This window comes from Rhizorhabdus wittichii (assembly GCF_017607425.1).
GTDB classification, from domain to species: Bacteria; Pseudomonadota; Alphaproteobacteria; order Sphingomonadales; family Sphingomonadaceae; genus Rhizorhabdus; species Rhizorhabdus wittichii.
In genome coordinates, this window is the sequence record NZ_CP059319.1 from 51,933 (window position 1) to 64,096 (window position 12,164).

The window sequence follows — 12,164 nt, forward strand, 5'->3', positions numbered from 1 at the left end:
GGTTGACCCGGCCGGGCTTTGGCCCGACCAGAGGCGACAGCCTTTTCGGAGACGCCCGTGGCCAAGCGCCTCACCTATTACATCCTCGGCGCGATGATCGCCGGCATCGTCGTCGGTATCACGCTCAACCGGACGATCGCCGACCCCGCCACCCTGACCGACGTCACCGGCCATATCTCGATCCTCACCGAACTGTTCCTGCGGCTGATCAAGATGATCATCGCGCCGCTGGTGTTCGCGACGCTCGTCACCGGCATCGCCCATATGGGCGACACCGCCGCGCTCGGCCGGGTCGGCTTCCGCTCGATCGCCTGGTTCCTGACCGCCAGCCTGATGTCGCTGACCCTCGGCCTGATCATGGTCAACCTGCTCCAGCCCGGCGTCGGCGCCGATCTGGTGCTGCCGCCCGAGGGCGCGTCGGCGGGCGTCTCGCAGGCCGATTTCTCGCTGAAGCAGTTCGTCACCCATCTCGTGCCGAAGAGCTTCTTCGAGGCGATGGCGACCAACGAGATCCTCCAGATCGTCGTCTTCTCGGTGTTCACCGGGGTCGCGATCACCGCGGTCGGCGAGCGCGCCGCGCCGCTGGTGCGCGGCATCGAGGCGCTGGTGCAGGTGATGCTCCAGATCACCGACTATGTGATGCGCTTCGCTCCCTTCGCGGTGTTCGCCGCGGTCACCACCGCGCTCGCCGAGCAGGGCCCCGGCATCCTGCTCAGCTTCGGCAAGTTCATGGGCAGCTTCTACCTGTCGATGTTCCTGCTGTGGGGGCTGCTGCTGCTGCTCTGCTACCTGATCGTCGGCGGCCGGTCGAAGCTGCTGATCCGCTATATCCGCGAGCCGATCCTGCTGGCGTTCAGCACCGCTTCCTCCGAAGCGGCCTTCCCGCGCACGCTGGAGGCGCTCGACCGGTTCGGCGTGCCGCCGCGCATCGCCAGCTTCGTGCTGCCGCTCGGCTATTCGTTCAACCTCGACGGCTCGATGATCTACTGCACCTTCGCGACGATGTTCATCGCGCAGGCTTACGGCATCGAGCTGAGCTTCGCGCACCAGGTGACGATGCTGCTGATCCTGATGGTGACGTCGAAGGGGATCGCCGGCGTGCCGCGCGCCAGCCTGGTGATCATCTCGTCGACGCTGGCCTTCTTCGACATTCCCGAGGCCGGCCTGCTGCTGATCCTCGCGGTCGACCATTTCCTCGACATGGGCCGCTCGGCGACCAACGTCGTCGGCAATGCGGTGGCGAGCGTGATCGTCGCGAAATGGGAAGGCGGGCGGCTCGACGAGATCGAGCCCGCCGAGATCGAGCCGCGCCACGCGCCCTGACGGCGGGGGGCCTTATTCCTGCGTCATTCCGGCGAAAGCCGGAATCTCCCTTATCTTCTGCCTGCCGGTCGTCCGGGCGGAATAAAGGCAGGGAGATTCCAGCTTTCGCTGGAATGACGGAATATGCGCGGTTCAGCGCACCAGATAGTCGTAATAGGAACCGTCCGGCGGGCCGTCGAGCGCTTCCATCAGCGCGCCCATCATCGGCAGCTTCCTGAACGGCTCCTTGGTCGCCTCATGGGCTTCGATGCTTTCCCATTTCTCGATCAGGACGAAGCGGCGCTCGTTGCCGGCGTCGCGCAGCACCTCGGCGCCCTCGGACCCGGCGAAGCCGGCGACCGCCGCGGCGAGGTCGCGCAGCGCGGTCTCGAGCTCGGCGTCGCGGCCTTCCTTGGCGTGCATGATGTAGAGCCGTGCGGTCGTCATGGGTTCTCCTCTCAGATGTCCTCGGCCAGCCGTCCGTAAAGCTCGGGCCGCCGGTCGCGGAAGAAGCCGAAGGCGGCACGATGCCGCTTGGCGAGGTCGATGTCGAGGGTCGCCACCAGCACGCCCGTCTCGGTCGCGCCGAATTCGGCGATCAGGTCGCCGCGCTGGTCGCAGATGAAGCTGTGGCCGTAGAAGGTCTGGCCGTTCTCGGTGCCGATCCGGTTGGCGGCGACCACCGGCACGACGTTCGACACGGCATGGCCGATCATCGCGCGGCGCCACAGCCGGCTGGTGTCGAGGTCGGGATCGTGCGGCTCGTTGCCGATCGCGGTCGGGTAGAACAGGATCTGCGCGCCCATCAGCATCATCGCCCGCGCGGTCTCGGGATACCATTGGTCCCAGCAGATGCCGACGCCGACCGTGGTGCCTTCGGCCGGCCACACCTTGAAGCCGGTATTGCCGGGGCGGAAGTAGAATTTCTCCTCATAGCCCGGCCCGTCTGGGATGTGGCTCTTGCGATAGACGCCCTGCACCCGGCCGTCGGGATCGATCATCGCCAGGCTGTTGTAATGGTGCGGCCCGTCCGCCTCGAAGAAGCTGGTCGGGATGTGGACCTTGAGCTCGGCGGCGAGCGCCTGCATCGCGCGGACGGCCTTGTGCTCGCCGACCGGCCGGGCGCGGGCGAACATGCCCTCGTCCTCGACCTGGCAGAAATAATGGCCCTCGAACAGTTCGGGCGGCAGCACCACCTGCGCGCCCTTGCCTGCCGCCTCGCGGACGAGCTTCGAGACCTCGGCGATGTTGGCGTCGATGTCGTCGCCGAAGGCGAGCTGGAGCGCCGCCACGCTGATCTGGGTCATCTCGTCTGGGTCCTCACGCGGCCGGTATCTGCTGGCTGATGCAATGGAAGCTGCCGCCGCCGGTCAATATATGGTCGGCGCGGAAGCCGACAACCGCGCGGCCGGGGAACAGCGCGCCGATCGCCGCCACCGCCGCCTCGTCGTTGGGCGCGCCGTAGAGCGGCACCACCACCGCGGCGTTGCCGATGTAGAAGTTCATGTAGGAGGCTGGGATGATCTCCGCCCCCTCCTCGCCTTCGCTCTCGACCGCGCCGGGGGAGGGGATACCCACCACCTGCAACCCGAAGGCCAGCGCGCGCGCCCTGGCGTCGGCATAGGCCGCCGCGTTGGGATCGTCCGCGCCGGCCGGCTCGGGGATCGCGATCACCCCCGGCGCGACGAAGCGGGCGAGGTTGTCGACATGCCCGTCGGTATGGTCGTTGGCGAGGCCGTCGCCCAGCCACAGCAGCCGCTCGACGCCGAGGCCCTCGGCGAGCCGCTCCTCGATCGCCGCGCGGTCGAGGTCGGGGTTGCGGTTGGGGTTGAGCAGGCATTGCTCGGTGGTCACGCCGATGCCGGCGCCGTCGACGTCGATCGCGCCGCCCTCGAAGATCCAGTCGCGGGTGCGGACGGGGTGGCCGGTGCGGGCGGCGAGCCGCGCGCCGATGCTCTCGTCGCCGGGCAGCTCATATTTGCCGCCCCACCAGTTGAAGCCGAAATCGGTCGCGGCCAGGCCGTCCCGCCCGCGCACGATGATCGGCGCGCTGTCGCGCAGCCAGATGTCGCCGAACGGTTCGACGATCACCTGCGCGGCGTCGCCCGCCAGTTCGACGGCGCGATCGGCCGAGGCCTCGTCGGCCGCGACCAGGATCACCCGCTCGCCCTTGCCGCCGGCATGGACGGCGCGGGCGAAGGCGACCACCTCGGCCCGCGCGGGCTCGAGGTCGTCCTCCCATAGGTCGGGGTGGCTCGGAAAGCCGATCCAGACGGCGTCGTGCGGGGCCCATTCGGCGGGCTGGCGATAATCGGTCATGCCGCGCCAGATAGCGATGGGACGTGACGGTTCAAAGGATGAATTGCGTACGAAACGAGCGATCGCGCGACATTGCCAATTCCCGCCGTAACGAAGATCGGCTAGGCGTCCCATCCATGACCATGGATCTCGACCGCATGCTCCGCTCCCGCCAGGCCCGCTGGCTGGTCACCGGAGCCGCCGGATTCATCGGTTCGCACCTCGTCCAGACGCTGCTCGCGGCGGGGCAGTCGGTGCGCGGTCTCGACAACTTCGCGACCGGCCATCGCAGCAACCTGGAGAATGTGCGCGAGCAGGTGGGCGAGGATGCCTGGGCGCGCTTCGACTTCATCGAGGGCGACATCCGCGACCGGGCGGACTGCGCGGCGGCGGTCGCCGGGATCGATCATGTGCTGCACCAGGCGGCGCTGGGTTCGGTGCCGCGCTCGATCGCCGATCCGCTGTCCTCGCACGACACCAATGCCACCGGCTTCGCCAACATCATCGACGCCGCCCGGCTCGCCGGCGTCGGCAGCTTCGTCTACGCTTCGTCGAGCTCGGTCTATGGCGACGAGCCTAATCTTCCCAAGGTCGAGGGCCGGATCGGCCGGGTGTTGTCGCCCTATGCGCTGACCAAGCTCCACAACGAACTGGTCGCCGAGGTCTATCGCCGCAACTACGGTTTCGGATCGGTCGGCCTGCGCTATTTCAACGTCTTCGGCCCGCGCCAGGACCCGAACGGCGCCTATGCGGCGGTGATCCCGCGCTGGACCGCGGCGATGATCGCGGGCGAGCCCGTCCTGATCAACGGCGACGGCGAGACAAGCCGCGACTTCTGCTACGTCGCCAATGCGGTGCAGGCCAATCTGCGCGCCGCGCTGTTCGCGCCGGCCGGGGAGGCGCATCTGCTCAACGTTGCGGTCGGCGACCGGACCACCTTGTCCGAGCTGTTCGCGCTGCTCCGCGACGCGCTGCGCCGCGACGGGGTGGTCTATGACCGCCCGGCCGAGCATGGAGATTTCCGGGTCGGCGACGTGCGCCATTCGCTGGCGGACATCGGCGCCGCGGCCGAACTGGTCGGCTATGCGCCGACCCACCGGATCGCCGAAGGATTGGACGAGGCATTGCCCTGGTATCGGCACCTCGCCAAGACGGAGGCACTTTAGTCTGAACCTGTCGACTAGGGGGTATGCGTGAGCGTTGAACGAGGAACGAGCCGGATCGCGGTGATCGGTCTGGGATATGTCGGCCTGCCGCTGGCGGTGGCGCTGGCGAAGCATTTTCCGACCGTCGGCATCGATATCGACCAGGGCCGCGTCGACGAACTGAAGCGCGGCCATGACCGGACCAACGAGCTGACCGCCGAGGCGCTCGCCGCCTCGACGCTGGCGCTGACCACGGCGATCGGCGAGGCGGCCGACGCCGACGTCGTCATCGTCACCGTGCCGACCCCGGTCGACCATGCCAACCGCCCCGATCTCGGCCCGGTCATGTCGGCGACCCGCAGCGTCGCGTCGGTGCTGAAACCCGGCCGGGGGACGATCATCGTCTATGAGAGCACCGTCTATCCGGGCGTGACCGAGGACCTGTGCGGGCCCGAGCTGGAGAAGCTGTCGGGCCTCAGGCGCGGCACCGACTTCTTCCTCGGCTACAGCCCCGAGCGGATCAACCCGGGCGACCGCGAGCATACCGTCGACCGCATCACCAAGGTGGTGGCGGGCGAGAATCCGGAGGTGCTCGACAAGCTCTGCGCGATCTATGGCGCGGTCACGACCGGCGGCACCTTCCGCGCCGCGTCGATCAAGGTGGCCGAGGCGGCGAAGGTGATCGAGAACGCCCAGCGCGACATCAACATCGCCTTCGTCAACGAGATCACCCAGATCTTCGGCAAGGTCGGCATCTCGATCTGGGACGTGCTGGCGGCGGCGGGGACAAAGTGGAACTTCCTGCGCTTCGTGCCGGGGCTGGTCGGCGGCCACTGCATCGGCGTCGACCCTTATTATCTCAGCTATCTCGCCCAGCAGCTCGGTCATGATCCGCGCGTCATCCTGGCGGGGCGCGGCACGAACGACGGCATGGGCGCCTGGATCGCCGACCAGATCCACGAACGGATCGCCAGCGGATCGCGCGTCCTGATGCTCGGGCTGACCTTCAAGGAGAACGTCCCCGACCTGCGCAATTCGCGGGTGATCGACGTCGTCCGCCGGCTCGAATGGCTGCGGCACGAGGTGGTGATCCACGATCCGCTCGCCGACCCGGCCGAGGCGCGCCACGAATATGGCGTCGACCTCGCCGCCGACGCTCTCGACGGGCGCTATGACGTGGTGATCGGCGCGGTCTCGCACGGCGACTATGCCGCGCTGCCGGCCGACCGGCTCGCCGCGCTGGTCAAGCCGGACGGGCTGGTCGCCGATCTCAAGGGCATGTGGGGCGGGCTCGACCTGTCCGGCGTCCGGCGCTGGACGCTCTGATCCGCGCGCCCTTTTGACCGGGGTCAATGCGGCGATGCCGCCGGTCCCGGCAGGAAGCATCCTCCGACAGATGGGAGGATCGCATGGCCGATGGCGGGATCGAGGCGGGGACGACGCCCTATGAGCGGATCGGCGGCGCGCCGGTGGTGCGGGCGATCGTCGACCGCTTCTACGACCTGATGGATGCGGAGCCGCGCTTCGCCGCGCTGCGCGCGCTGCATGCCGACGATCTCGCGCCGATGCGCCGCTCGCTCGCTGGCTTCCTCACCGCCTGGCTCGGCGGGCCGCGCGACTGGTTCGTGGACAATCCCGGCAAATGCGTGATGTCGGTCCATGGCGGGATCGCGATTGGCGCCGACACCGCCCGGCAATGGGCCGACGCGATGCGGCTGGCGATCGTCGAACGGACGAGCGACCCGGACCTCGCCGCGCGGATGGCCGATGCCCTGGAGGGCATGGCGCTGGCGATGGCCCGGGTCGAGCCCGTGGGAGGCTAACCGTTCTTACTTGGCCAGTTCGGCCTCGATCGCGCCGGTGATGATGGGATCGTCGGGGGCGATGTCGGGCGCGAAGCGGCCGGCGACGGTGCCGTCCTTGGCGATCAGGAATTTCTCGAAGTTCCACAGCACGTCGGTGTCCTTCTCCGGCACGATGCCGTAGCCGGCCAGCTTCTCCTTGAAGCTGCCGTCCTTGAAGGTCTTGTCGGGCTGCGCCGCGACGAGCTTGGCGTAGAGCGGATGCTGGTCGTCGCCCTTGACCGAGAGCTTGGCGAACATCGGGAAGTCGACGCCATAGTTGGTCGTGCAGAATTCCTGGATCTCGCTCTCGGTGCCGGGCTCCTGCGCGCCGAAATTATTGGCGGGGAAGCCGAGCACGGCGAAGCCCTTGTCCTTGTACTGGCCGTACAGCGCCTCGAGCGCGGTATATTGCGGGGTCAGGCCGCATTTCGACGCGACGTTGACCGCCAGCAGCACCTTGCCGGCATAGTCGCCGAGGGTGGCGTCGGCGCCGCCGATCGTCTTGAGCGGAATCTGCTGGATATCGGTGGCCATGATCGACTCTCCTCTTGGTGGACGGCGCCGGTATCGGATGGCGCGCGGAACGGCGCAAGGGGCGGTTTTGCGCCCGATCGCGTCGCCCGCACTTCTGGTGGCGACGGATTGACGGGACTCGATTGACGGGGCTCGGCTGGGGCGGCAAAGCGGGCGCGATGAAAAAGCTGACTGGCCAGGACCGTTCGATCACCACCCGCTGGAGGCCCGCCACCCAGGCGATCCGCGGCGGCACCGCCCGCTCGCATTATGGCGAGACCAGCGAGGCGCTCTTCCTCACCTCGGGCTATGCCTATGACTGCGCGGGCGACGCCGCCGCGCGCTTCGCGGGCGAGCAGAAGGGGATGACCTATTCGCGCCTCCAGAATCCCACGGTCGAGATGCTCGAGGAGCGGATCGCGCTGATGGAGGGGGCCGAGGCGGCGCGCTCGATGGCGTCGGGCATGGCGGCGATGACGGCGGCCCTGCTCTGCCAGCTCTCGGCGGGGGACCATCTCGTCGCGGGCCGCGCGGCGTTCGGCTCGTGCCGCTGGCTGACCGACACGCTGCTGCCGCGCTTCGGCGTCGAATCGACGATCGTCGACGGCCGCGACAACGATGCGTGGAAGGCGGCGATCCGGCCCAACACCAAGCTGTTCTTCTTCGAGACGCCGGCCAATCCGACGCTCGACATCGTCGACATGGAGGCGGTCTGCCGCATCGCCCGCGATGCCGGGATCGTCACCGTCGTCGACAATGCCTTCGCCACCCCGCTGCTCCAGCGGCCGCTCGACTATGGCGCCGACGTCGTCGCCTATTCGGCGACCAAGATGATGGACGGGCAGGGCCGTGTCCTCGCCGGCGCGGTGTGCGGCACGGAGGCGTTCATCAACACCACGCTGCTGTCCTTCACCCGCAACACCGGACCGACGCTGTCGCCGTTCAACGCCTGGGTGGTGCTCAAGGGGCTGGAGACGCTCGACCTGCGCATCCGCCGGCAGAGCGAGAATGCGCTGCAGGTCGCCCGCTTCCTGGAGGGGCGCGTGCCGCGCGTCCTGTTCCCGGCGCTGCCCAGCCATCCGCAGCATGCGCTGGCGATGAAGCAGATGTCGGCCGGCGGCACGATCATATCGATCTATCTCGACGGCGGGCGCCCGCAGGCGCACGGCCTGCTCGACGCGCTCGAACTGGTCGACATTTCGAACAATATCGGCGACTCTCGCTCGCTCATGACGCACCCCGCGTCGACCACCCATGCCGGGCTGTCGGCCGAGGTGCGCGCGGAAATGGGAGTCGAGGAAGGCATGCTCAGGCTCAATGTCGGTCTGGAAGACCCGCTCGACGTCATCGAGGATTTCGACAGGGCGCTGAGGGCCGTCGGCCTGTGATCATGCAGGCCCTCTTCCCGCATGTCGCGCAGACCCGCAGCGTGGTCGTGCGGGTGGCGGTGTCCTTCATGCCCGAACAGTCGGAACCGGCGCGCGGCCGCTGGTTCTGGTCCTACCATATCCGCATCGAGAATGAGGGGAAGCAGGCTGTCCAGCTCCTCACCCGCCACTGGCTGATCACCGACGGGCGCGGCGTCAAGCACGACGTGCGCGGCGAGGGCGTGGTCGGCGAGCAGCCGGTGATCGAGCCGGGCCAGGCCTATGACTATGTCTCGGGCTGCCCGCTCCAGACCCCTACGGGCTCGATGGAGGGCAGCTACCACATGGTCGCGGAAGACGGATCGACCTTCGAGGCGGCGATCCCGCGCTTCCCGCTGATCGGCCCGGCGGTGGCCTTGTAACGAAGGGATCGGGGCGTGAAGAGAACCCATCTGCCGCTCAACGGCCTGCGCGTCCTCGACGCCGCCGCGCGCCACCTGTCCTTCACCCGCGCGGCCGACGAGCTGGCGGTGACGCCGGCCGCGGTCGGCCAGCAGATTCGCGCGCTGGAGGATACGCTGGGCGTCGTCCTGTTCCGCCGCACCGCCAAGGGGCTGGAACTGACGCCCGAGGGCGAGGCGGGGCTCGACGCGCTGCGCGCCGGCTTCCTCCAGTTCGAGGAGGCGGTGCGCGCGATGCAGGCGGGCCAGTCGTCGAAGACGCTGACGATCGCCGCGCCGCGCGACTTCACCGCCAAATGGCTGGCGCCGCGCCTCGCCGATTTCGGCCGCAACGATTCCGAGCTGCGCTTCGTCCTGCTGTCGTCGGACGAGGGGCTCGACTTCACCCAGGCCAATCTCGACCTCGCCATCTGCTATGCCGAGGGACCGGGCGAGCATGAGGGCGTCCGGCTTGCGGACGGCGCGCTGGTGACGGTCGGGCTCGCCGATGGCGCCCCGATCGGCTGGCCGGGCGCGCCCACCGCCGACAAGGACGCTGCGCTGATGGTCGCCGACGCCGGGCTGGCGATCGACGCGGCGGCGGCGGGCTTCGGCACCGCCCACGTCCCCGGGCTGCTGGTCGAGCGCGACATCGCCGAGGGGCGTGTCCGCGCCCATGGCGATCCGGTGCCGACGCCCAAGGCCTATTGGCTGGTCGCGCCGACCCCGCAATGGCGTCAGAAGAAGGTCCGCGCGCTGGTCGCGACGCTGACCGACATCTGACGTTCATACGGGCTGTGCGAGCAAGGGCCGATGATTCTCCATCCCACCCTCCGCGCCACAGCGATCCTTGCCGGCGCCCTGTCGCTGGCAGGCTGCGTCAGCACCGCCAAGACGGTGGTGACCGCGCCGTTCAAGGCGGTCGGCCAGGGCGTCGACTGGGCGACGACCAGCCAGGAAGAGGCTGACCGCAACCGCGGCCGCGAGATGCGCAAGCAGGAGGAACGCGACCGCAAGGAGCGCAAGCGCGCCGAGAAGGAAGCGCGCCGCCAGCAGCAGCGGGACGACTAGGACGGGTTGCGATCCGAAGCGCCAGCTTCACGATCGAAGGCATAGTGGAGGCGCACGCAGCCGCGATCCAGAGGCAGGGCACTGATCAGGCGGGGGCTGGACTGGAAGCCGGTTGCGGGGAATAGCGGCCGACCGCCGCCGATCATCTCGGGGATCACATAGATTTCGATCTCGTCGAGCGCCCCCCGCTCGAGAAACGCCATCTGCAACTGGCCGCCGCCGAGCATCCAGACGTCGCCATCATCGAGCGATCGCAACTCGGCGATCAGCGCATCGACGTCGCTTCGCGTTTCCAAAGGGCCTTTCGGCGCGGGGATCGGCCGCGACGTGACGACCAGGACGCGCTGATCGCCATAGGCCCAGGGCACATCCTCGGCGGCTATGAAATCATAGGTGCCCCGGCCCATGACGACGGTCCGGATTCGCTGGAGGAAGCGGGCGTAGTCATATTCGCCCAGATCGAGGCCGTCATATTTGAATAGCCAGCCGAGATCATCGTCCTCGGTTGCTATGAAGCCGTCGAGACTGGTTGCGATATAGCCGAGAATCCGCGCCATTGGCTTGCTCTTCCTTGTTCTGAGCGATCGCCTAAAGCTTTCGACCGCACGCCTTGTCGGGATAGGCGAAGCGCGGATCGGTGACAAAGCGCTCGTCGTTCAGCGCCCCGATGAACGCGGTGAGATCGTCGACCTGCGCCGGGCTCGATGTGACGACGGCCGGCAGCCGGTCGTGGCGGCGGATCGCGTCGCCGAGCGTCGCCGCCGATCCGTCGTGGAGATAGGGCGCGGCCAGCGCGACGTTGCGCAGCGCCGGCGTGCGGAAGCGGCCCCGGTCGGCGGGATCGCCGCTCTTCTCGGCCAGCCCGCCGTCGGCATCGTCGGCCCGCGTCTCGATCGCGTGGAAGCGGCCGTCGCTGAAATGGGGGCCGGCATGACAGCTCGCGCAGCGCGCCTCGAACAGCGCCAGGCCGCGCGCGGCGGCGGGCGGCAGGGGAGTCGCGCCCCGGCGGTCATAGGGGCTGTCGAAGGAGATCAGCGTCCGCTCGAACGCCGCCAGCGCCTTGGCGACGGCGGCGAGGTCGATGCGCCCGCGCGTCTCGGGGAAGGCCCTGGCGAACATGCGGCGGTAGCAGCGGTCGCGGCCCAGCCGCGCGGGGATCTCCGCCTCCTTGCCCTTCATCCCCATCTCGACCGGACGGTCGCCGGCGATCGGCACCAGCGCCTGTTTCTCCAGGGTGGTCAGCGCCGGATCGGCCCAGGTCAGCGGCCCCAGCCAGCCGACATTGGCGAGGCCGGGCACGTTGCGGCGGCCGGGATCGCCATGGACGCCGGGGCGGGTGCGGTTGCCGTCGGCGAAGCCGCGCCGCTGCTCGTGGCAGGTCGCGCAGGCCATCGTCCCGTCGATCGACAGGTCGGCGTCGTGGAACAGTCGCCGGCCCAGCTCCACCTTCGCCGCGCTCATCGGGTTGTCGGTGGGCGTGGCGGGCGGCGCGATCCCGGCCGGCAGCGCCCAGCGCCACGGTCCCGCCGATCCCGCGCCGCCGGCCAGCAGCAGCGCGGCGGCGACCGCCGGGCCGATCCAGCGGCGCATGGTCAGGGCAGGCGGGTCAGCAGCAGCGGCAGGGTGGGCTCGCCGTTGGCGGCGATCTGCAGGACGTAGCGGCCCGGCGCCAGCGGGAAGTCGACCATCTTGCGGATGCCGGTGCAGGCCGGGCCGTGACCATGCGCCGAGGACGTCACCGCCTTGCCGTCCTTGAGCACGTCGATCCACGCGCCCGATCCGATCGCGACCCGGTAGGTGCCCGGCTCGGCGATCGCGAAGCCGAACAGTCCGCCATGGCTGACCGACCCGCCGGGCTTCTCCGGACGCAGGACATAGCGCACCTCGCCGGTCGGGCGCAGCGCGGCGTCGATTCCCTGTCCGACGGCGAGGGTGGCCTTGGAGAGGCCCTTGGCGCCGTCCGCCGCGGCCAGCGGCGTCCGTCCGGCCCAGCCCGCCATCTCGGCCGGCGGCGCGGCCGTCGCGGCGCAGTCGGCCGGTGCCGCCGGCTCCATCTGCGCCAGGGCCGGCGCTCCGATCATCATGGCAAGGCCCATTCCCATCAGCATCCGCACCGGGCTTCCCCTTTTTCGTCGAGACTATATATGGCCATATATAGTGATTCGAAACGGCACAAGCCGGCAC

At 69.0% G+C, this 12,164-nt stretch carries 15 protein-coding genes; 8 read left to right on the plus strand and 7 right to left on the minus strand.

Annotated elements, in window-relative coordinates:
- The first annotated feature begins 57 nt into the window (after positions 1 to 57).
- Complete coding sequence (locus HRJ34_RS00375) at positions 58 to 1,323, plus strand: dicarboxylate/amino acid:cation symporter (RefSeq protein ID WP_208633052.1); 1,266 nt, start codon at positions 58 to 60, stop codon at positions 1,321 to 1,323.
- Between the two features lie 132 nt (positions 1,324 to 1,455).
- On the opposite strand, the gene HRJ34_RS00380 is transcribed toward HRJ34_RS00375, so the two are convergent.
- From HRJ34_RS00380 to HRJ34_RS00390, 3 genes are read right to left on the minus strand one after another with little or no spacing between them, the layout of a single operon-like run.
- Positions 1,456 to 1,749 (minus strand): putative quinol monooxygenase, encoded by a 294-nt coding sequence (locus HRJ34_RS00380; protein ID WP_208633053.1) that lies wholly within the window; start codon positions 1,747 to 1,749, stop codon positions 1,456 to 1,458.
- A gap of 11 nt (positions 1,750 to 1,760) precedes the next feature.
- A complete protein-coding gene (gene aguB, locus HRJ34_RS00385) occupies positions 1,761 to 2,609 on the minus strand; it encodes an N-carbamoylputrescine amidase (RefSeq protein WP_208633054.1) in 849 nt (282 codons plus the stop codon).
- Between the two features lie 13 nt (positions 2,610 to 2,622).
- Positions 2,623 to 3,621 (minus strand): agmatine deiminase family protein, encoded by a 999-nt coding sequence (locus tag HRJ34_RS00390; protein ID WP_208633055.1) that lies wholly within the window; start codon positions 3,619 to 3,621, stop codon positions 2,623 to 2,625.
- Positions 3,622 to 3,737: 116 nt separating this feature from the next.
- Here HRJ34_RS00390 and HRJ34_RS00395 point away from each other — a divergent pair, with 116 nt between their 5' ends.
- The 3 genes from HRJ34_RS00395 (at position 3,738) to HRJ34_RS00405 (ending at position 6,568) form a co-directional block, all read left to right on the plus strand.
- Complete coding sequence (locus tag HRJ34_RS00395) at positions 3,738 to 4,766, plus strand: SDR family oxidoreductase (RefSeq protein ID WP_037505991.1); 1,029 nt, start codon at positions 3,738 to 3,740, stop codon at positions 4,764 to 4,766.
- A gap of 27 nt (positions 4,767 to 4,793) precedes the next feature.
- Positions 4,794 to 6,071 (plus strand): nucleotide sugar dehydrogenase, encoded by a 1,278-nt coding sequence (locus tag HRJ34_RS00400; RefSeq protein WP_208633056.1) that lies wholly within the window; start codon positions 4,794 to 4,796, stop codon positions 6,069 to 6,071.
- Between the two features lie 83 nt (positions 6,072 to 6,154).
- Positions 6,155 to 6,568, plus strand: coding sequence for a group II truncated hemoglobin (locus tag HRJ34_RS00405; protein ID WP_011952044.1), 414 nt, complete (start codon positions 6,155 to 6,157; stop codon positions 6,566 to 6,568).
- 6 nt (positions 6,569 to 6,574) lie between these two features.
- On the opposite strand, the gene HRJ34_RS00410 is transcribed toward HRJ34_RS00405, so the two are convergent.
- Positions 6,575 to 7,123: a glutathione peroxidase gene (locus HRJ34_RS00410; protein ID WP_011952043.1), complete on the minus strand. Its 549-nt coding sequence runs from the start codon at positions 7,121 to 7,123 to the stop codon at positions 6,575 to 6,577.
- Between the two features lie 158 nt (positions 7,124 to 7,281).
- Between HRJ34_RS00410 and HRJ34_RS00415 the strand changes: the two genes are divergently transcribed.
- Genes HRJ34_RS00415 through HRJ34_RS00430 form a run of 4 tightly spaced genes read left to right on the plus strand, consistent with a single transcriptional unit; the run spans position 7,282 to position 9,980 of the window.
- Positions 7,282 to 8,490 (plus strand): trans-sulfuration enzyme family protein, encoded by a 1,209-nt coding sequence (locus HRJ34_RS00415; protein ID WP_208633057.1) that lies wholly within the window; start codon positions 7,282 to 7,284, stop codon positions 8,488 to 8,490.
- A 2-nt stretch (positions 8,491 to 8,492) separates the two neighbouring features.
- Positions 8,493 to 8,891 (plus strand): Co2+/Mg2+ efflux protein ApaG, encoded by a 399-nt coding sequence (gene apaG, locus HRJ34_RS00420; RefSeq protein WP_029549164.1) that lies wholly within the window; start codon positions 8,493 to 8,495, stop codon positions 8,889 to 8,891.
- Between the two features lie 15 nt (positions 8,892 to 8,906).
- Entirely contained in the window at positions 8,907 to 9,692 is a 786-nt protein-coding gene (locus tag HRJ34_RS00425; protein WP_011952040.1) for a LysR family transcriptional regulator, read from the plus strand.
- A gap of 30 nt (positions 9,693 to 9,722) precedes the next feature.
- Entirely contained in the window at positions 9,723 to 9,980 is a 258-nt protein-coding gene (locus HRJ34_RS00430) for an aldo-keto reductase family protein (protein ID WP_016747863.1), read from the plus strand.
- Here HRJ34_RS00430 and HRJ34_RS00435 read toward each other — a convergent pair.
- Genes HRJ34_RS00435 through HRJ34_RS00445 form a run of 3 tightly spaced genes read right to left on the minus strand, consistent with a single transcriptional unit; the run spans position 9,977 to position 12,088 of the window.
- The gene (locus HRJ34_RS00435) at positions 9,977 to 10,624 is read right to left on the minus strand and encodes a dihydrofolate reductase family protein (RefSeq protein WP_226948987.1); all 648 of its coding nucleotides are present in this window, start codon (positions 10,622 to 10,624) and stop codon (positions 9,977 to 9,979) included. The two genes, HRJ34_RS00430 and HRJ34_RS00435, sit on opposite strands and share 4 nt — an antisense overlap.
- Positions 10,569 to 11,570, minus strand: a complete 1,002-nt coding sequence (locus HRJ34_RS00440) for a cytochrome-c peroxidase (RefSeq protein ID WP_011952037.1) — start codon at positions 11,568 to 11,570, stop codon at positions 10,569 to 10,571. The genes HRJ34_RS00435 and HRJ34_RS00440 overlap by 56 nt, the downstream gene beginning before the upstream one ends.
- Before the next feature lie 2 nt (positions 11,571 to 11,572).
- A complete protein-coding gene (locus HRJ34_RS00445; RefSeq protein WP_226949222.1) occupies positions 11,573 to 12,088 on the minus strand; it encodes a homogentisate 1,2-dioxygenase in 516 nt (171 codons plus the stop codon).
- Positions 12,089 to 12,164: the final 76 nt, after the last annotated feature.

Bases quoted from the DNA above. Each gene is read 5' to 3' on its own strand.
- HRJ34_RS00380 (WP_208633053.1), bottom strand. From the start codon at position 1,749: ATGACGACCGCACGGCTCTACATCATGCACGCCAAGGAAGGCCGCGAC.
- aguB (WP_208633054.1), bottom strand. From the start codon at position 2,609: ATGACCCAGATCAGCGTGGCGGCGCTCCAGCTCGCCTTCGGCGACGAC.
- HRJ34_RS00390 (WP_208633055.1), bottom strand. From the start codon at position 3,621: ATGACCGATTATCGCCAGCCCGCCGAATGGGCCCCGCACGACGCCGTC.
- HRJ34_RS00395 (WP_037505991.1), top strand. From the start codon at position 3,738: ATGACCATGGATCTCGACCGCATGCTCCGCTCCCGCCAGGCCCGCTGG.
- HRJ34_RS00405 (WP_011952044.1), top strand. From the start codon at position 6,155: ATGGCCGATGGCGGGATCGAGGCGGGGACGACGCCCTATGAGCGGATC.
- HRJ34_RS00410 (WP_011952043.1), bottom strand. From the start codon at position 7,123: ATGGCCACCGATATCCAGCAGATTCCGCTCAAGACGATCGGCGGCGCC.
- HRJ34_RS00415 (WP_208633057.1), top strand. From the start codon at position 7,282: ATGAAAAAGCTGACTGGCCAGGACCGTTCGATCACCACCCGCTGGAGG.
- apaG (WP_029549164.1), top strand. From the start codon at position 8,493: ATGCAGGCCCTCTTCCCGCATGTCGCGCAGACCCGCAGCGTGGTCGTG.
- HRJ34_RS00430 (WP_016747863.1), top strand. From the start codon at position 9,723: ATGATTCTCCATCCCACCCTCCGCGCCACAGCGATCCTTGCCGGCGCC.
- HRJ34_RS00440 (WP_011952037.1), bottom strand. From the start codon at position 11,570: ATGCGCCGCTGGATCGGCCCGGCGGTCGCCGCCGCGCTGCTGCTGGCC.
- HRJ34_RS00445 (WP_226949222.1), bottom strand. From the start codon at position 12,088: ATGCTGATGGGAATGGGCCTTGCCATGATGATCGGAGCGCCGGCCCTG.